This window comes from Micromonospora sp. SL1-18 (assembly GCF_047921505.1).
In the GTDB taxonomy this organism is placed as follows: Bacteria; Actinomycetota; Actinomycetes; order Mycobacteriales; family Micromonosporaceae; genus Micromonospora.
This window is the reverse complement of record NZ_JBLROA010000032.1, coordinates 24,950-42,608: the sequence shown is the minus strand read 5'-3', so window position 1 is coordinate 42,608 and position 17,659 is coordinate 24,950. Positions and strand designations below refer to the sequence as shown.

At 72.9% G+C, this 17,659-nt stretch carries 15 protein-coding genes; 9 read left to right on the top strand and 6 right to left on the bottom strand.

Features of this window, described 5'->3' with window-relative positions:
* Positions 1–20 precede the first annotated feature (20 nt).
* Both ACNAW0_RS17325 and ACNAW0_RS17320 read right to left on the bottom strand, forming a co-directional pair.
* Positions 21–1,196 (bottom strand): CapA family protein, encoded by a 1,176-nt coding sequence (locus tag ACNAW0_RS17325; protein WP_416288915.1) that lies wholly within the window; start codon positions 1,194–1,196, stop codon positions 21–23.
* Between the two features lie 86 nt (positions 1,197–1,282).
* A complete protein-coding gene (locus ACNAW0_RS17320) occupies positions 1,283–1,945 on the bottom strand; it encodes an adenosylcobinamide amidohydrolase (protein ID WP_416288938.1) in 663 nt (220 codons plus the stop codon).
* Positions 1,946–2,075: 130 nt separating this feature from the next.
* On the opposite strand from ACNAW0_RS17320, the gene ACNAW0_RS17315 reads away from it, so the two are divergent.
* Positions 2,076–2,753 (top strand): Crp/Fnr family transcriptional regulator, encoded by a 678-nt coding sequence (locus ACNAW0_RS17315; RefSeq protein WP_416288914.1) that lies wholly within the window; start codon positions 2,076–2,078, stop codon positions 2,751–2,753.
* 65 nt (positions 2,754–2,818) lie between these two features.
* On the opposite strand, the gene ACNAW0_RS17310 is transcribed toward ACNAW0_RS17315, so the two are convergent.
* The gene (locus tag ACNAW0_RS17310) at positions 2,819–3,466 is read right to left on the bottom strand and encodes a DUF3592 domain-containing protein (RefSeq protein ID WP_416288913.1); all 648 of its coding nucleotides are present in this window, start codon (positions 3,464–3,466) and stop codon (positions 2,819–2,821) included.
* Between the two features lie 304 nt (positions 3,467–3,770).
* Here ACNAW0_RS17310 and ACNAW0_RS17305 point away from each other — a divergent pair, with 304 nt between their 5' ends.
* The 8 genes from ACNAW0_RS17305 to ACNAW0_RS17270 all read left to right on the top strand — a co-directional run bounded on the left by ACNAW0_RS17305 (position 3,771) and on the right by ACNAW0_RS17270 (position 13,667).
* The gene (locus ACNAW0_RS17305; RefSeq protein WP_416288912.1) at positions 3,771–4,424 is read left to right on the top strand and encodes a TetR/AcrR family transcriptional regulator; all 654 of its coding nucleotides are present in this window, start codon (positions 3,771–3,773) and stop codon (positions 4,422–4,424) included.
* 31 nt (positions 4,425–4,455) lie between these two features.
* Complete coding sequence (locus tag ACNAW0_RS17300) at positions 4,456–5,250, top strand: TIGR03084 family metal-binding protein (protein WP_416288911.1); 795 nt, start codon at positions 4,456–4,458, stop codon at positions 5,248–5,250.
* Between the two features lie 67 nt (positions 5,251–5,317).
* Complete coding sequence (locus ACNAW0_RS17295) at positions 5,318–7,021, top strand: acyclic terpene utilization AtuA family protein (RefSeq protein ID WP_416288910.1); 1,704 nt, start codon at positions 5,318–5,320, stop codon at positions 7,019–7,021.
* On the top strand, positions 7,018–8,157 hold the full coding sequence (locus tag ACNAW0_RS17290; protein ID WP_416288909.1) for an acyl-CoA dehydrogenase family protein: 1,140 nt from the start codon (positions 7,018–7,020) through the stop codon (positions 8,155–8,157). Before ACNAW0_RS17295 ends, ACNAW0_RS17290 begins: the two co-directional genes overlap by 4 nt.
* A gap of 56 nt (positions 8,158–8,213) precedes the next feature.
* Positions 8,214–9,815, top strand: a complete 1,602-nt coding sequence (locus ACNAW0_RS17285; RefSeq protein ID WP_416288908.1) for an acyl-CoA carboxylase subunit beta — start codon at positions 8,214–8,216, stop codon at positions 9,813–9,815.
* A gap of 67 nt (positions 9,816–9,882) precedes the next feature.
* Complete coding sequence (locus tag ACNAW0_RS17280; RefSeq protein WP_416288907.1) at positions 9,883–11,838, top strand: biotin carboxylase N-terminal domain-containing protein; 1,956 nt, start codon at positions 9,883–9,885, stop codon at positions 11,836–11,838.
* The gene (locus ACNAW0_RS17275; RefSeq protein ID WP_416288906.1) at positions 11,835–13,025 is read left to right on the top strand and encodes an acyl-CoA dehydrogenase family protein; all 1,191 of its coding nucleotides are present in this window, start codon (positions 11,835–11,837) and stop codon (positions 13,023–13,025) included. The genes ACNAW0_RS17280 and ACNAW0_RS17275 overlap by 4 nt, the downstream gene beginning before the upstream one ends.
* 396 nt (positions 13,026–13,421) lie before the next feature.
* Entirely contained in the window at positions 13,422–13,667 is a 246-nt protein-coding gene (locus ACNAW0_RS17270; RefSeq protein ID WP_416288905.1) for a hypothetical protein, read from the top strand.
* A gap of 70 nt (positions 13,668–13,737) precedes the next feature.
* Here the strand turns inward: ACNAW0_RS17270 and ACNAW0_RS17265 are convergent, their stop codons facing one another.
* From ACNAW0_RS17265 to ACNAW0_RS17255, 3 genes are all read right to left on the bottom strand, one after another.
* Positions 13,738–14,778: a hypothetical protein gene (locus ACNAW0_RS17265; protein ID WP_416288904.1), complete on the bottom strand. Its 1,041-nt coding sequence runs from the start codon at positions 14,776–14,778 to the stop codon at positions 13,738–13,740.
* Positions 14,775–15,716: a transporter substrate-binding domain-containing protein gene (locus ACNAW0_RS17260; RefSeq protein WP_416288903.1), complete on the bottom strand. Its 942-nt coding sequence runs from the start codon at positions 15,714–15,716 to the stop codon at positions 14,775–14,777. The genes ACNAW0_RS17265 and ACNAW0_RS17260 overlap by 4 nt, the downstream gene beginning before the upstream one ends.
* Before the next feature lie 125 nt (positions 15,717–15,841).
* Positions 15,842–17,635 (bottom strand): alpha/beta hydrolase, encoded by a 1,794-nt coding sequence (locus tag ACNAW0_RS17255; protein ID WP_416288902.1) that lies wholly within the window; start codon positions 17,633–17,635, stop codon positions 15,842–15,844.
* Positions 17,636–17,659 lie beyond the last annotated feature (24 nt).

Sequence of the window (17,659 nt, the reverse complement as noted above, 5' to 3'; positions counted from 1 at the left end):
CCACACGCGGATCGGCCGCGCTACCCGCCCGCCGGGGCGGTGATCCGGCCGTTCGCGTCGAGCCGGGCACCGGTCTTCGGGAAGTCCGCCTTGCTCACCTCCCGGACCAGCCCGAGGCCGCGGTGCTGCCCGTCGATCCCCGGCCGCCCCACGCCGTTCATCGCCGTCGAGGTGAACCCACCGTCGACGAAGCTGCCGTCCGCCGTGAGCGAGACCTTCAGCACACCGCCCCAGCCGAGCCGGCCGGTGCTGCTCAACGACTTCCCGCCACCGGCGAAGTTGCCCAAGCTGTACGCGATCAGCCGCCCCTTGTAGAACTCCATGCCGCGCAGCACGTGCGGGCTGTGCCCGATCACCAGGTCCGCGCCCGCGTCGATCACCGCGTGCGAAAAGCGGATCGGGTCGCCCCGGTTCTCCCCCGCGTACATCTCGGTGCCCGGCTTGACCCGGGTCTGGTCGGCGCCCTCGGCCCCCATGTGCACCTGCACCACGACCAGGTCGGCCTGCTCCGTGGCCTGGGCGACCACCCTCTTGGCCGCTTCGATGTCGTTGAGGTCGTTCGACCACGCGTACGCCGAGAAGCCCAGCACCGCGATCTTCACGCCCCGCACCTCGACCACGGTGATCTCGCCGGGCGCGCCGGTGTGCTTGAGCCCGTGCGCCTCCAGCGCGGCCTTGGTGTTCTCGTAGCCCCGCGGGCCGTAGTCGTACCCGTGGTTGTTGGCCTGGTTGAGCAGGTGGAACCCGGCGTCGCGCAGGTGCGCCGCGTAGCCGGGGGGTGCCCGGAACTGGAAGCACTTCGTCGCGCCGGGCGCGCACTTGCCGGTGCCCGTGTCCTCGGTGAGCGGCTCTTCCAGGTTGCCCATCATCAGGTCGGCCTTGAGCGCGGCCTTGACGTCGTCGAAGAAGCCCTTCCCCCCATTGGCCGGGAGCCGGGACGGCGCGTTGCCCATGATCACATCGCCAGTCGCGGCGAGCGAGACGGTCTCCGAGGGCTCGTCCGGCTTGCTGGACGGGCTGGCGCCTACGGGGGTCGCCGCGCCGGTGGGCCCAGGTCCCGCGCCCGACTGCCAGACCGGTCCGCCGTCGCCGGCATCACTACAGCCAGCGGCGAGCAGGGCGAACACCAGTATGCCGAAGGCGGCCACCAGTCGACGACGACGGGGACGCGACGCGGAGCGGGCGGGAGCATACATCGCCCGCGACCGTACCGCCCGAGAGGCTGCCTGACGACGGCCAATCGGCCGGAAATGCCGGCCGGTCTCGGGAAACCTCGCCGGGCTCAGCCCGCCCTGCGGTCGGACCAGGGCACGACGGCGGCGGCGCCGCCGGCCCGGACGGCCGCGTGCACGGCCCGGGCCAGCGGGGCACCCCAGGTCGACCGGGGGCCGCCGTACGGGGCCGGCTCGCCGTCGGCCGGGCAGAGCACGGTGACCGCGTCCGTGGGGGTGCCGGTGGCCGGCAACCCCAGCTCCCAGATCGCCTGTGCCTTCGCCTCGGTGGCCGTGGCCACCGCGTTGACCAGAGCGGCCTCGCCGAGCCGGGCCGGGACGTGGACCACGATGTTGACCGTGCCGACGCGCTGGGCCGGGGTCGCGGGCGCGGGCGCGGCGGCCCAGACCGGGGTGCCGAGCCCGACCGTCGCCCAGACCCGCACGCCGGTGTCGGTCCGGGCCACGACCTCGGCCACGTCGACCCCGGTCAGCAGCCCCACCCCGGGTCCGGCCAGGCCCAGGCCGTCGGCCAGCTCGGCCAGGTGGTCCGCGGGGTCGTCCCGGTCGTACGACATCGGCACGGTCGCGTTGACCACCCACCGGCGTACGCCGATCCCGCCCCCGAGCGGGGCGGTGCCGACCGCCAGCAGCGGCTCCTCGGCCCGCCAGACCAGCAATGGGACATCCCGCCCGTCCTCGGGACGGATGGTCAGGAACGGCTCGCGCAGCATGTCCCAGAGCCTATGATCCAAGGGGTGCACCTCTGATTCCTGCTCATGTGCGCCTAGACTTGGCGGCGCGCGAGGGACCAGCGGACGGCGGACCCGGCCGACGGACGGCACGCGCAGGCGGAGGTGCGCGATGGACGAGGTACTGGCCCGCAGCGGGATCTTCCAGGGTGTCGACCCGGAGGCTGCCGAGGCGCTCGCCAAGGAGATGGAGACGGTCGAGATTCGCAAGGGCGAGGTCGTCTTCAACGAGGGCGAGCCCGGCGACAGCCTCTACATCCTCCTGACCGGCAAGATCAAGGTGGGCCGCCGCGCGGCGGACGGCCGGCAAAACCTGATCGCCGTGATGGGCCCGTCGGACATGGTCGGTGAGCTGTCGCTCTTCGACCCCGGCCCGCGTACGGCGACGGCCACCGCGGTGACCGACACCCGGCTGGTGCGGCTGCGCAAGCAGGCACTGCGGCCCTGGCTGAACAACCGGCCGGAGATCGCCGAGCAGCTGCTGCGGGTGCTCGCCCGCCGGCTGCGCCGGACCAACGACTCACTGGCCGACCTGATCTTCACGGACGTGCCGGGCCGGGTCGCCAAGAACCTGCTCCAGATGGCCGGCCGGTTCGGCACCCGCGACGGCGGCGTGCTGCGAGTGACCCACGACCTGACCCAGGAGGAGATCGCCCAGCTGGTCGGCGCCTCCCGGGAGACCGTCAACAAGGCCCTCGCGGACTTCGCCTCGCGCGGCTGGCTGCGGCTGGACGGCAAGAGCATCATCATCCTCGACCCGGAGCGCCTGGCCCGCCGCGCGCGGGTCTGACCGCTCCCCGACGCAGCTCCCGGCCCGGCCGCCCCGATGCGGTCCGGGCCGGTCGCATCCCAGGGTCAGGCCCGTCGACGTGGCCAGGGATCCTGACGTACGCCCAACCGGCGCACCGGCCGACGGTGCCGCCAGTTCTCGGCCTGGTCGCGCCAGCGCCACCAGGTCCGCCGCAGGTACCACCCGTACAGCACACCGGGCACCACCCCGAGCGCGATGATCAGGACGGCGCTGCCCGCCGCCTGCCCGTCGCCGGGCAGGTACGCGTACTCCGGCTCCTCGGGGTCGTAGACGACGGTGAGCCGGTCCCCCGGGGCCGGCAGGTCGCCCGGTGGGTGAATCACTCTCGCGCTCACCACCTCGCCCCGGGGCGTGGTGATCCGCACCGTCATCCAGACCCCCCGCCGCTGCTGGCGCGCCACCTCGACGACGGCGATGGTGGACTCGCCCCGCTCCCGCAGATGCTTCTGGTCGACCAGTCCGCCGACCCCGCAGCTCACGAGGATCAGCACCCCACAGCCGAACAGAAGCGCGGCGAACACCGGGTGCCGCAGCCAATAGCCGGGCCGCCAGCGGCTCCGCGGCTCGCGCTGGACCGGGCCGCGCGGCGGCAGCCGCCTGTTCACCGACCGCAGCTCCCGCCGGGTGGTCAGCGTCCGGCGCGTGGTCGCCGCTAGCTCCTGCCGCCAGCGTCGTCTCTTCCGCCTCGCCACCGCCGCCTCCCCCGCCCCGGCCGTCGTGCAGCCCCGGCCGTCGGCGTCCACGGTAGGTAGCGGCGACAATCGCGCCCACCGTCGGCTGGTGGTGAACGCGGGCAGCGTGGCACTGCCTTGCCCGCCGAGCGGCCGGGCCCGGCTGAGCAGACAGGCCCGGCCGAACAGCCGGGGCCGGTCGAGCAGGCATGTGGCTGTCCACGTGACCAGGTCGTGCTGGCTGATCCGGTAGGCGCCTTCGAGCGGGCGGGCGCAGAAACAGTCAGTCTTGACGGTTTCTTCTTCCGGCGGCAGGCTGTCCTCTGTGGCCGATGCATCGACCCGCGTCCCGCAGCAGGAACGCAGCCGCGCCACCCAGGCGCGGCTGCTGGAGGCGACCGTCGAGTGCCTGGTGGAGCGCGGCTGGTCAGGCACCACCACGACCGTCGTGGCGGCCCGGGCCGGCGTCTCCCGGGGCGCCCAGCTGCACCACTACCCGACCAAGGCCGCCCTGGTCACCGCCGCCGTCGCCCACCTCACCGAGCGCCGGGCGGCGGAGCTACGCACCGAGGCCGACGGCCTGCCGGCCGGCCCGCACCGGCTGGACCGGGTGGTCGACCTGCTCGCCGCCGCCTTCACCGGGCCGCTCTTCGTCGCCGCCCTGGAGCTGTGGGTGGCCGCCCGGACCGACGCCGAGCTGCGCGACGCCCTGGTACCCCTCGAGGCCCGGGTCGGTCGGGAGATGCACCGGCTCACCGTCGAGTTGCTGGGGGTGGACGAGCGCCGGCCCGGCGTACGGGAGGCGGTGCAGACCACCCTCGACCTGCTCCGCGGCCTCGGCGTTGCCAACCTGCTCAGCGATGACTCCGCCCGCCGTACCGCCCTGCTGCACAGCTGGAAGCGCCAGCTGACCACCCTGCTCACGCCCGACGACGGCCCGCCGGACGCCGGCGGAGCACCCGGAAGCGAGCGGCCCTGACCCCTGACCGGCCCACCCATCCGGAGGCACCATGGTCGACCTGACAGCACTGCTCGCGGATCTGGCCGCCGAGTCCGAGCAGCTTGACGCCCTCGCCGCCGCGCTGCCTCCCCAGGAGTGGGGCCGGCCGACACCGGCTCCGGGCTGGACGGTCGCCCACCAGATCGCGCACCTGGCCTGGACCGACCACGTGGCCCACCTCGCCGCGACCGACGCCGCGGCGTTCTTCGCCTCGGTCACGGCCACACCGGACCCGTCCCGCCTGGTCGACGACGGCGCGGAGTCGTTCCTCGCCCCGCCGGCCGAGCTGCTGGCCCGCTGGCGGGACGGCCGCGCCACGCTCGCGGCGGCCCTCACCGCCGCCCCACCCGGCGAAAAGCTGCCCTGGTACGGGACCACGATGTCACCCGCCTCGATGGCCACCGCCCGGCTCATGGAGACCTGGGCGCACGGCGAGGACCTGGCCGAGGCGCTCGGCGTTCGCCGGCCCCCGACCATCCGCCTGCGGCACGTCGCGCACCTCGGCTTCCGTACCCTCGGGCACGGCTTCGCCGTCCACGGCCGCCCGGTGCCGGCGGCGCCGGTCCGCCTGGAGCTGGCCGGGCCCGACGGCGGCACCTGGGCCTTCGGGCCGGCGGACGCGGCCGACCGGGTCACCGGGCCGGCGCTCGACTTCTGCCTGCTGGTCACCCAGCGTCGGCACCGCGCCGACCTGGCCCTGGTCGCCACCGGGCCGGTCGCGGACGAGTGGCTGGACGTGGCCCAGGCGTTCGCCGGCCCACCCGGCGTCAAGCGGGCACCCGCCGGCAGCGGGGCCACGACATGAGCGAGCAAATCGTCGGGCTCAGCGCGTGGGTGCCTCATGGCGCCGCCGAGCGAAGCGAGGTGGGGACATGAGCGTGCTGCGGGTCGGCAACGCCGCCGGCTTCTACGGCGACCGCTTCTCGGCCTGGCAGGAGATGCTCGACGGCGGCGAGCTGGACGTGCTGACCGGCGACTACCTGGCCGAGCTGACCATGCTGATCCTCGGCCGCGACCGGCAGCGCGACCCCGCCCTCGGCTACGCGAAGACGTTCCTCCGCCAACTGGAGGGCTGCCTCGGCACCGCGCTCGGTCGCGGGGTCAAGCTGGTGACCAACGCCGGCGGGCTCAACCCGGCCGGCCTGGCCGCCGCGATCGCCTCGCTCGCCGACCGGCTCGGCCTCCGCGTCCGGATCGGGTACGTCGAGGGCGACGCGCTCGACCGGCCCGGCGCGCTGACCGCCAACGCGTACCTGGGGGCGTTCGGGATCGCGGCCTGCCTCGACGCGGGGGCGGACGTCGTGGTGACCGGCCGGGTCACCGACGCCTCGCTGGCGGTCGGCCCGGCCATCGCCCGCTTCGGCTGGCGCCGGGACGCCCTGGACGCGCTGGCCGGGGCCACCGTCGCCGGGCACCTGATCGAGTGCGGGGCGCAGGTCACCGGCGGCAACTTCAGCTTCTTCACGGAACTGCCCGACGGTGGGCGCCGACCCGGCTTCCCGATCGCGGAGATCCATCCGGACGGCTCGTCGGTGCTCACCAAACACGCGGGCACCGGGGGCGCGGTCACCGTCGAGACCGTCACCGCCCAGCTGTTGTACGAGGTGGACGGGCCGGCGTACCTCGGGCCGGACGTGGTGACCCGGCTGGACACGGTGCGGTTGAGCCAGGACGGCCCGGACCGGATACGGGTCAGCGGGGCCCTGGGCACGCCCCCGCCGCCGACGCTCAAGGTGGGCGTCAACAACCTTGGCGGCTTCCGCAACTCGATGACGTTCGTGCTCTGCGGGCTGGACATCCCGGCCAAGGCGGCCCTGGTCCGGGCCCAGCTCGAGGAGGCGGTCGGCAAGGAGGGGCTGGAGTTCGTGCTGGCCCGGACCGACCATCCGGACGCCGCCGACACCGAGGCGGCGAGCGCGCTGCTGCACGTACACCTGCGGGACGGTGACCGGGCGCGGGCCGGGCGGGCCTTCTCGGCGGCCGCTGTGGAGCTGGCGCTGGCCTCCTACCCGGGCTGCACCCTGACCACCCCGCCCGGCGACGCGACGCCCTACGGGGTCTTCACCGCCGACACGGTGCCGCAGGACGCGGTCGCGCACGTCGCCGTGCTGCCCGACGGCACCCGCCTGCCGATCCCTCCCCCGCCCCGCAGGTGTTTGCCGGGGCCCCCTATACAACAGAATCCGTTAACAAGGGGCCCCTCCTTGCACCCGACCCGGCGGGGCGCGTTGGGCGAGCTGGTCGGGGCGCGCTCGGGGGACAAGAGCGGGGACGCCAACCTCGGCGTCTGGGCCCGGACCGACGCGACCTGGGCCTGGCTGCGCAACTGGCTCACCGTCGAACGGCTGGCCGAGCTGCTGCCGGAGACCGCCCCGCTGGCCGTCGAGCGGTACGAGCTGCCGAACCTGCGCGCGGTCAACTTCGTGATCCGGGGGCTGCTCGGGGCGGGGGTGGCCGCCTCCACCCGTTTCGACCCGCAGGCCAAGGCGCTCGGTGAGCTGCTCCGCTCCCGGATGGCGGACCTGCCGGCGGACCTGCCCGCCGGCCCGTCGAACGTCGGGGAGGTACGCCGATGACCATCGTGGACACCCCGGAACGCCGGCAGCTCCGCGAGCTGACCCGGGCCTTCGTGATCCGGGAGGTGCTGCCCCACCTCGACGACTGGGAGCGGGCCGGCGAGGTGCCCCGGTCGCTGCACGAGACCGCCGCGAAGATCGGACTGCTCGGCATCGGCTTTCCAGAGAAGGTCGGGGGCAGCGGCGGCGACCTGCTCGACTCGATTGTGGTCACCGAGGAGATCATCCGATCGGGCGGCTCGTCGGGCCTGGTCGCGGCGCTGTTCACGCACGGCATCGCGCTGCCGCACATGGTGGCTTCCGGGGACGACGACCTGATCGACCGGTACGTCCGGCCGACCCTCGGCGGGACGATGATCGGCGCGTTGGCGATCACCGAGCCGGACGGCGGCTCCGACGTGGCGGGCATCCGCACCTGCGCCCGCCGGGACGGCGACCACTACCTGGTGAACGGGTCGAAGACGTACGTCACCAGCGGGGTCCGGGCCGACTTCGTGACCACCGCCGTCTGCACCGACTTTCCCGGCTCCGGTTCACTCAGCCTGCTGGCGATCGAGAAGGGCACGCCCGGCTTCACCGTGGGCCGACGGCTGGAGAAGCTGGGTTGGCACTGCTCGGACACGGCCGAGCTGTCCTTCACGGACGTACGCGTGCCGGTGGCAAACCAGATCGGCCCGGAGGACACGGGCTTCCTGATGATCATGCAGCACTTCGCGACCGAGCGGCTCTCCCTGGCCACGAGCGCGTACGCGACCGCGCAGCGCTGCGTCGAGCTGGCGGTCCGCTGGTGCCGGGACCGGTCCACGTTCGGCCGGCCGCTGGCCAGCCGGCAGCTGATCCGGCACCGGCTGGCCGAGATGCACACCCGGGCCGAGGCGGCGCGGGCGTACGTGCACGAGGTGGCCGAGCGGGTAGTCGCCGGCCAGCCGGTGGTGACCGAGGTGGCGATGGCGAAGAACGTGGCCGTGGCCGCCTGCGACTTCGTGGTCGACGCGGCACTGCAACTGCACGGCGGCTTCGGCTACCTGCGCGAGGCCGAGGTGGAGCGGCACTACCGGGACGCCCGGATCCTCGGCATCGGCGGCGGCACCACCGAGATCATGAACGAGATCATCGCGAAGGGCATCGGCCTGTGAGTGCGAGGAGTGAGCCGGGTCTGCGAGCCCCGCAGTCACGAACGAAGAAGGCCGCTGTGACCACGCTGGACAGCGCGCTCGACCCGTCCTCGCCGGCCTTCCGGGCCAATCGGGACGCCCTGCTGGAACGCCTCGCCGAGCTGGAGGCCGCGCTCGACCAGGCCCGCGCCGGCGGCGGAGAGAAGTACGTGACCCGGCACCACCGGCGCGGCAAGCTGCTCCCCCGGGAGCGGATCGAGCTGCTGCTCGACCCGGACGGCCCGTTCCTGGAGCTGTCGCCGGTGGCCGGGTACGGCACCGACTTCCCGGTCGGCGCCAGTGTGGTGACCGGCATCGGGGTGGTAGAGGGCGTGGAGTGCCTGATCGTCGCCAACGACCCGACCGTACGCGGCGGCGCGGTCAACCCGTGGTCCCTCGCGAAGACCCGGCGGGCCGGCGAGATCGCCCTGGCCAACCGGCTGCCGATGGTCAACCTGGTCGAGTCGGCCGGCGCGGACCTGCCCACCCAGGCGGAGATCTTCATCCCGGGCGGCCGGGTGTTCCGCGACCTGACCCGGCTCTCCGCGGCGAGGATCCCCACGATCAGCGTGGTCTTCGGCAACGCCACCGCCGGCGGCGCGTACCTCCCGGGGATGTCCGACTACACCATCATGATCCGGGACCGGTCCCAGGTGTACCTGGCCGGGCCGCCGCTGGTGAAGATGGCCACCGGCGAGGTCACCGACGACGAGTCGCTGGGCGGGGCGGCCATGCACGCCACCAGGTCGGGCCTGGCCGACTTCCTCGCCGAGGACGAGCGGGACGGCCTCCGGCTGGCTCGTCAGTGCGTACGCCGGCTCAACTGGCGCAAGCAGGGGCCGCCGCCGCGCACCGCGTACCCGCAGCCGCCGAGGTACGACCCGGAGGAGCTGCTCGGCGTCGCCAGCGCCGACCTCAAGGTGCCCTTCGACCCCCGCGAGGTGCTGGCCCGGGTACTCGACGGCAGCGAGTTCGACGAGTTCAAGCCGAGCTACGGCGGCGCGCTGGTCACCGGCTGGGGCGAGCTGCACGGGTGGCCGGTCGGCGTGCTGGCCAACGCCCGGGGCGTGCTGTTCAGCGAGGAGGCGCAGAAGGCGGCCCAGTTCATCCAGCTCGCCAACGCCGCCGACACCCCGCTGGTCTTCCTGCAGAACACCACCGGCTACATGGTCGGCACCGAGTACGAGCAGCGGGGCATCATCAAGCACGGCGCCCTGATGATCAATGCGGTGTCGAACTCGACCGTGCCGCACCTGACGGTCAACCTGGGGGCCTCGTACGGCGCCGGCAACTACGGCATGTGCGGCCGGGCGTACGAGCCGAGGTTCCTGTTCACCTGGCCGAACGCCAAGTCGGCGGTGATGGGTCCGGCGCAGCTCGCCGGGGTGCTCTCCATCGTGGCCCGGCAGGCCGCCGCCGCCCGGGGCCGGGACTACGACGAGGACTCCGACGCCGCGATGCGGGCGATGGTCGAGCAGCAGATCGAGTCCCAGTCCGGGGCGCTCTTCCTCTCCGGCCGGCTCTACGACGACGGCGTGATCGACCCCCGGGACACCCGTACCGTCCTCGGGCTCTGCCTGTCGGCGATCCACAACGGACCGGTCAAGGGCGCCGACGGCTTCGGCGTCTTCCGGATGTAACCGTGAGCGCGAGGAACGCAGCGAAGCAGAGTCCCGCAGTCGCGAACGAAAGGCAGGTGCAGCGCCCGTGATCAACCGACTACTGGTGGCCAACCGGGGCGAGATCGCTCGCCGGATCTTCGCCACATGCCGCGCGCTCGGCGTCGAGACGGTCGCCGTGCACTCCGACGCGGACGCCGGCGCGCCCTTCGCCGCCGAGGCCGACCAGGCCGTACGCCTGCCCGGGAACACGCCGGCCGAGACGTACCTGCGGATCGGCCTGGTCCTCGACGCGGCCCGCCGGGCCGGCGCGGACGCCGTCCACCCGGGCTACGGCTTCCTCGCCGAGAATGCCGAGTTCGCCGCGGCGGTGACCGAGGCGGGGCTGACCTGGGTGGGCCCGTCCGCCAAGGCGATCGCCGCGATGGGCGACAAGCTGGCGGCGAAGGCGCTGCTCGCCGACGCGCGCGTGCCGATGCTGCCCACCTGGACCGACGCCGACCAGGTGACCGACTTCCCGGTGCTGGTCAAGGCGGCGGCGGGCGGCGGCGGGCGGGGCATGCGCATGGTCCGCGACGCCGCCGGGCTCGCCGGGGCCGTCGCCGCCGCGCGCCGCGAGGCGGCCGCCGCGTTCGGCGACGGCACGGTCTTCGTCGAGCGGTACGTCGAGCACGGCCGGCACGTCGAGGTGCAGATCTTCGGCGACACCTACGGCACGGTGGTGGCCCTGGGGGTACGCGAGTGCTCGATCCAGCGCCGCTACCAGAAGATCGTCGAGGAGGCGCCCGGGGTGGTCCCGCCGCAGGTGCGGCAGCGGCTGCACGAGGCGGCGGTGGCGGCCGGCCGCGCGGTCGACTACGTCGGAGCGGGAACGGTCGAGTTCCTGCTCGCCCCCGACGGGCAGGTCTTCTTCCTGGAGATGAATACCCGCCTCCAGGTCGAGCACCCGGTCACCGAGCTGATCACTGGATTGGACCTGGTCCGGCTGCAACTGCTGGTCGCCGAGGGCGAGCCGCTGCCGCTGGCGGCCACCCCGCCGACCGACGGCCACGCGATCGAGGTACGGCTCTGCGCCGAGGACCCGGCCCAGGGCCATCGACCGGCGACGGGGGTCCTGCACCGGTTCTCGGTCCCGGGAGTGGCCGGGGAGTTCGCTCCGCTTCACGGGCTCCGGCTCGACTCCGGCGTGGTGGACGGCTCGGCGGTGAGCGTCCACTACGACTCGATGCTCGCCAAGCTGGTCGCCTGGGCACCGACCCGCGCCGAGGCGGCCCGGGCCCTGGCCGGGGCGCTCGCCCGGGCCGAGCTGCACGGCGTCGCCACCAACCGGGACCTGCTGGTCCGGGTGCTGCGCAGCCGGGAGTTCGGCGCTGTCGAGATCGACACCGGCTTCCTCGACCGGCACCCCGAGGTCTTCGCCCCGCTGCTCCCCGGCGACCAACTCCCCCTGTTCGCGCTGGCCGCCGCGCTCGCCTCGGCAGCCGACCGCCGGGCCGCCGCTCCGGTCCTCGCGGGCCTGCCCTCGGGCTGGCGCAACGTGCCGGCGTTCCCGCAGGTCACCCGCTTCACCGGCCCGGACGGCGTGATCGAGGTCCGCTACCGGCTGGACCGCGCGGGTGCGTTGGCCGAGTGCTCGGTGCCGGCCGTGGCACTCGTCGAGGCCGCCCCGGACCGGGTCGTGCTCGACGTGGCAGGGGTGCGGCGGGTGTTCCGCGTACACCGGGTGGGGTCGGCGGTCTTCGTGGACGGCCCGGACGGGGCGGCGAGCCTCACCGTGCTACCACGCTTCCCGCTGACCGCCGCGGAGCCGGCGGCCGGGTCGCTGCTCGCGCCGCTGCCCGGCACGGTCGCCCGGGTGTACGTCGAGGTCGGCCAGCGGGTCGCCGCCGGTGACCTGCTGCTGACCCTGGAGGCGATGAAGCTCGAACACCCCGTGCTCGCCCCGGCCGACGGCATGGTCACCGAGCTGCCGGTGCCGCCCGGCGGCCAGGTCGACGCCGGGGCCGTGCTGGCCGTGGTCACCCCCGAGGAGGAACCGCGATGAACTTCGACCTCACTCCCGAGCAGGAGCAGCTCCGCGACGCCGTCCGGACGCTGGGCCGCCGGTACGGCCACGACTACTTCGTGGCGAAGGCGAAGGCCGGCGAGCACACCACCGAGCTGTGGCACGAGGCCGGCCGGCTCGGCTACCTCGGCGTCAACATCCCCACCGAGTACGGCGGCGGGGGCGGCGGCATCACCGAACTGGCCCTCGTCTGCGAGGAACTGGCCGGGGCCGGCTGCCCGCTGCTGCTGCTCGTGGTCTCCCCCGCCATCGCCGCCACCGTGATCAACAAACATGGCACCGAGGCACAGCGCAAGCGCCACCTGCCCGGCCTCGCCGACGGCTCCCAGAAGATCGTCTTCGCGATCACCGAGCCGGAGTCCGGCTCGAACTTCCACCGGCTCCGCACGGTGGCCCGCCGGGACGGCGACGACTGGCTGCTCTCCGGCCGCAAGTGCTACATCTCCGGGGTCGATGAGGCGCAGCACATACTGGTGGTGGCCCGCGTCGCCGTCGGAGACGGCAATGCCGGCTCAGGGGACGTCGCTCCGCAGAAGCTGAAGCCGGCGCTGTTCATCGTGCCGGCCGACGCCCCCGGACTGATCTGGTCCAAGCTGGACATGGAGATCCTCTCCCCGGAGAACCAGTTCCTGCTCTACCTGGACGACGTCCGGCTGCCCGCCGGCGCGCTGGTCGGCGAATCCCTGGACGCCGGGCTGCCGGCCCTCTTCTCCGGGCTGAACCCGGAACGGATCACGGTCGCCGCGATGAGCGCCGGCACCGGCCGATACGCGATCAAGCGGGCCAGCGAGTACATCGCCACCCGCAAGGTGTGGGGCGGCCGGAGCATCGGCTCGCACCAAGGCGTGTCCCACCCCCTCGCGCACGCCGCCGTCCAGGTGGAACTGGCCCGCCTCATGATCCACAAGGCGGCCACCCTCTACGACACGGGCCGCGACCTGGAAGCTGGCGTCTCCGCCAACATGGCCAAGTACGCGGCCGGCGAGGCCGCCGCACTCGCCGTGGACACCGCCGTGCAGGCGCTCGGCGGGGCCGGCATGACCACCGAGTACGGCGTGGCCACGCTGCTCGGCGCGGTGCGGGCGGGCCGGATCGCCCCGGTCAGCCGCGAGATGATCCTCAACTTCGTCGCCCAACACGTCCTCAACCAGGAAAAGTCCTACTGAGGCCATTGTGGAGATCTTGGACGGAAACGGCCCCGGGAAGGGCAGTTTCTTTCCGAGATCGCGTCTATCGGCTCTGCCCTCTGATACCGGGGTTGCCCCTGTTGAGGTCCAGCAGCCGCCGGATCTGATAGGACAACACGCGACCCTGCCCGAGGGACAGGATCACGTCACGGCCGCTGTCGCCATCCACGACGGCGAGGGGCGATAGGTGGGGTGCGCATGGGTTGGACCTCTATCGTCCGATCAAGGGCCCCCGTTGCGGTGATGTCACGGCGGGGTTCCGCTTTCGTGGCTCGCCCGTAACCGTACGCCTTCTTGGCCAGGCATTCCATGCGTTGTTGGCCAGCTCTGCGGCTGATGGCTGGCCAAGATCAGGCGTGTGACAGGGTGACGCTCGTGGCCCAGGATCTCGCCTCCGCGTCTGCGACGTATCGTGCGGCGCAACAGGCCGTCGACGCGGCGAAGGTGGCGCTGAGGGATAGCCAGGACAGCCTGCGGCAGGCCCGCCAGGAGCTGGCTGAAGCTATCGTCGTCGAGGCCAAGGCCGGCACGCGGATGCGTGACCTGGTGGCGACCACCGGCCTGTCGCGGGAGTGGATCCGCACCCTGCTACGGCAGGCTGGCGTCATGGCCGACGACTGAACAGCAAGGCATAGGGCCGGACAGGACAATCCCGCCCCACACCCGTGTTCCGACGACTTCCCCTCGCCGGTCAGCGGACGGCGCGGCAGGCGGCGTCGATGCGGTGCACCGGGCGGACCCGCCGGCCCAGCCCCTCCAACAGCGAGTCCTCGACATGGAAGTCGTGGATGCGCAGCTGCCGGCGGGGCAGTTCCTCCTCGCTCGGGCAGAGCACCTGGGCCTGTACCTGGCCGACCGGCACGTAGCGGACGCCGCCGCGCTCCTGGAGCAGCACGACGTTGACGTCGTCCACGGTCACCACGTGGCCGCGGACGTCCTCGCTCACGCCCGGCGTCGACTCGATCGTCGTGACGGTGAGCGGCAACACCGGGGTGCTGATCACCGGCAGCGCGGCCCACACCAGGGTGGCCAGCACCGCCGCCTCGGTCACCGGGGCCAGCGGCCGGATCACCGCCGCCGGCAGCGGCCCGGTGACGAACAGGGCCAGCACCGGCGGTACGACGAGCAGCACCATCGCGAGCCACTCCCGCTGCTGCCAGCCGTCCTTCAGGGTTGGCGCGAGGAGCCACAGGTACCCGGTGAAGCCGGCGGAGAGCAGCAGCACGCGGGGCATCACCTGTTCGTGCAGCCGCTCCGGGCTGAGCTGGAACGCCGCCGCGAACGCCGGGACGAGCAGCGGCAGGTAGAGCAGCGGCCAGGTGACCACGGCCAGCAGGAAGCTGGCCCCGGCGAACCAGGCCGGGGTGATGTCCAGCCAGCGGGCGAAGAGCGGACGGCGGACACCCGGCGGCATCCGTTCCACGCTGACCTGGAGCACCGCGCCGAGCGCGAACACCGCGACCAGTCCGGCGGAGAGCAGTCGGGCGGCCGTGGTGAGGAACCCGGCGAGCAGGTTGACCGTGCCGACGTTGGCGACGAGCAGCAGGGTGGTCTGCAGTTCCCCGCCGGCCTCGACGCCCAGGCGGAGCACGGAGAAGATCGCCGGAACGCCGACCACCGCCGTCCAGAACGACTGGCTGGCGCGGGCCCGCCGTTCGGCCTGGTCGCCGCCGGCGGGGACGGGCGGGACCGGACCCGTCTGCTCCGGGGCGGTCGCCGCCTGCGCGCTCATCGCCGGGGTGCCTTGTCGTCGAAGTCGACGAGCTTGGGGACGTCCAGCGGCTGCGGCTGCGACCGGTCCTCCTTCAGCCAGGGCCCCAGGCTGTGGTTGTAGGCGGTGAGCCAGGGGCTGCTGTTGTTCTTTCGCCCCTCCAGGTAGCTCTTCTGCAGGAAGAACGCGACCAGGTCGCGCAGCGCCGGGTCGCCGATCGGTACGCCGATGCCGAGCAGCTCGCTGGTGCCGAACGGCATGTCGACGATCTCGAACTCGGTGGGATACCGGGAGAGGAAGCCGGCGAGGATCGTCTCGTCCGAACTCACCGCGTCGTAGCGGTCCTTCCGGATGCCCTCGACGCAGTCGCCGACCTCCTTCGCCACGTACGTCTTGACGCCGTGCTTCTCCAGTTCGGTCTCGGTGGTGGAGCCGCCGCTGGTGCAGATCCGGTACTCCGGCTTACGGAGGTCCTCGATGGTGCGGATGCGGTCCTTGAGCCGCTTCGGCACCATCACCTCCTGTGTGGTGACGAAGTACGGTCCGGCGAAGCTGACCAGCTTCTTGCGCTCCTCGGTCATCGAGAAGCCGGACACGACCAGGTCAACCGTGCCGGCCTGCAGGGCCGGAATGCGGCCTTCGGTGTCCAGTGACTTCCACTCGATCCGTTGGTCGCCCTCGAAGCCGAGCGATGCGGCGATGTAGCGGGCGATCTCCACGTCGAAGCCGCTGTGCCTGCCGTCGCGCAGCTCGCCCATCAGCGGCTCGGTGGTGGACACCCCGATCTTGATCTTGGGCTGATCGTCGATGTGCGACTCACGCAGCTTGTCGAGGACCGACGGCAGCGCAGGCTTCTGGCGGTTGTCGCAGCCCGCCGCGGCGGCCAGGGTCAGGGTCAGCGCCACCGCGAGCGTGGTGGCGACGGATCGGAGCCGGTGCCGGCGGGAGACGTCGTTCATGGGCGACCTCGCTGACAGGTACGAGGAGGGGGCACTCAGGGTAGCCGCCTGAGCGCAACCCCGGGCACCCGCTGGCCGGCCCGGGGTACGGCGGGTGCCCGATCACCCGCCGTACCCCGGGGTCCTCAGCGGACGGCCAGCGTGCCGAGCACCGGCAGCGGTGCGACGACCGGCGGGAGTCGCTTCGGCTCGCCCCGGCGCGGCGCACCCCGCTGGGCGAGGGCGCTCTTCGACACGGTCGCCCGCGCGTCCGGCCACTCGGGCACAGCCACGAACGGCTGGGCGTCACCGGTGCACACGGTGCCCCGCGCCGGCAGCTTCACCTTCAGCAGGTACGCGTCGATCGCGCCGGTCGCGCACTCCGAGGTGCCGTACGCGGTGTGCCCCCAACTGTCGCTGCTGAGCAGCCGGCTGTTCGGCAGCAGCGCCGCCGAGCTGACCGCGCCCCGGTAGTTGGTCGCCGGGTCCCAGTAGTTGCCGACCACCAGCACCGGAGCGCTGGTACGCCGGTTGAACGGGCCGGTGTAGGCGTCCTCGTCGCGCACCTTCCAGGTGCTGCGGGCGCAGGGCGCGGTGCCCCAGGCCCAGAGCCGACCGAAGTACGGGGAACGCTTGTCCTCCGCCGCGGCGAGCGCCGGCCAGGCAGTGGCGTTCTTCGGGTGGTACGCGTCGGTGCAGTCCACCGTCAGGAACGTCTCCAGCCCGTTGTCGTACGGGAAGTCGTAGCCGCGCTGCTTCCGGGCCTTCGCGGCGCGCTGGGCCAGGGCGGTGTGGGCCTGGGCTCGGGCCGGCGCGGCGGGGGCCGGGCCGGTCGCCACCAGCAGATCCTTGGTCATGTCGGTGATGTCCTGCCAACCGTAGGGGCTGTAGAGCGCACCGAGGGACGCGCCGACGAAGTCGGCGTAGCTGACCGTGAACGAGCCTCCGTAGGGATCGTTGATCACCACCGGCTTCTTGCGCAGCCGCTTCGCCACCGTCTCGTACGCGGCGACCGGGTTGCCGGCGGACGCCAGCTCGCACTTCGCCGCGCCGACCTTCGCGCAGCGGACCAGAATCTCGTGCAGCGCCTTGTGCGCCCCCTCGGCGCTGCGCAGCCGGGTCTCCTGGAGCTGGTTGCGGGCCTTGCCCTGGCCGACCCAGGCGTTCGGGTTGAGCACGCCGTCGATCACGAGGGCGCGGACCCGGTCCGGGAACATGTTGGCGTAGTACTGGCCCAGTGCGCTGCCGTAGCTGAAGCCCAGGTAGTTGAGCTTCTTGTCGCCGACCGCGCGGCGCAGCACGTCCAGGTCCCGGGCCACCTCGGCGGTGGACGCCGCGCCGGTCAGCGGCTTGCCGGTGGTGGAGCACCCCTTGCCGACTGCCTTGGACGACGCGATGTACGCCTTCTCCTCGGCCTTGGTCCACGGGAAGGCCATGTCAAGCCCGGCGTACGCCTTCGTCTGGTCCCGCACCGAACGGAAGCACTTGATGTTGTCGCTGGCAGCGACGCCGCGCGGGTCCACACCGACGATGTCGAAGCGGTCGAGCAGGTCGTCGCCGAGGAAGTACGGCGCGACGAGCGCGAAGCCGGTGCCCGAGCCGCCCGGGCCGCCCGGGTTGAGGAAGAGGCTGCCGATCTTGTGCTTCTGGTCGCGGGCCTTGACCCGCAGCACCGCGACCTCGGTGGTGGCGCCCTTCGGCTTGTCGTAGTCGAGCGGCAGCCGGACGGTGGCGCACTGGGCGTAGCCGTAGCAGCCGTACCAGTGGAGTTTCGGGGTTGGCACGCGGTCGACCCGGCGGGCCTGGACGGCGCTGGTCCGGTCGGAGGCGGGCGGCTGCGGGACGCGGGCCGGTGCCGCGGCCGCGGGCGCGATCGCTGATCCGGCGAGGACGATGCCGGCTATCCCTGTTGCGGCCAGGGACCGGATTGCACGTGGCATGTGGACGCCTTCCGGTGGGGAACG

Excerpts from the sequence above, each read along its gene's own strand:
- ACNAW0_RS17290 (WP_416288909.1), top strand. The coding sequence starts at position 7,018 with ATGACCATCGTGGACACCCCGGAACGCCGGCAGCTCCGCGAGCTGACC.
- ACNAW0_RS17260 (WP_416288903.1), bottom strand. The coding sequence starts at position 15,716 with ATGAACGACGTCTCCCGCCGGCACCGGCTCCGATCCGTCGCCACCACG.
- ACNAW0_RS17255 (WP_416288902.1), bottom strand. The coding sequence starts at position 17,635 with ATGCCACGTGCAATCCGGTCCCTGGCCGCAACAGGGATAGCCGGCATC.
- ACNAW0_RS17320 (WP_416288938.1), bottom strand. The coding sequence starts at position 1,945 with ATGCTGCGCGAGCCGTTCCTGACCATCCGTCCCGAGGACGGGCGGGAT.
- ACNAW0_RS17265 (WP_416288904.1), bottom strand. The coding sequence starts at position 14,778 with ATGAGCGCGCAGGCGGCGACCGCCCCGGAGCAGACGGGTCCGGTCCCG.
- ACNAW0_RS17300 (WP_416288911.1), top strand. The coding sequence starts at position 4,456 with ATGGTCGACCTGACAGCACTGCTCGCGGATCTGGCCGCCGAGTCCGAG.
- ACNAW0_RS17315 (WP_416288914.1), top strand. The coding sequence starts at position 2,076 with ATGGACGAGGTACTGGCCCGCAGCGGGATCTTCCAGGGTGTCGACCCG.
- ACNAW0_RS17325 (WP_416288915.1), bottom strand. The coding sequence starts at position 1,196 with ATGTATGCTCCCGCCCGCTCCGCGTCGCGTCCCCGTCGTCGTCGACTG.
- ACNAW0_RS17295 (WP_416288910.1), top strand. The coding sequence starts at position 5,318 with ATGAGCGTGCTGCGGGTCGGCAACGCCGCCGGCTTCTACGGCGACCGC.
- ACNAW0_RS17275 (WP_416288906.1), top strand. The coding sequence starts at position 11,835 with ATGAACTTCGACCTCACTCCCGAGCAGGAGCAGCTCCGCGACGCCGTC.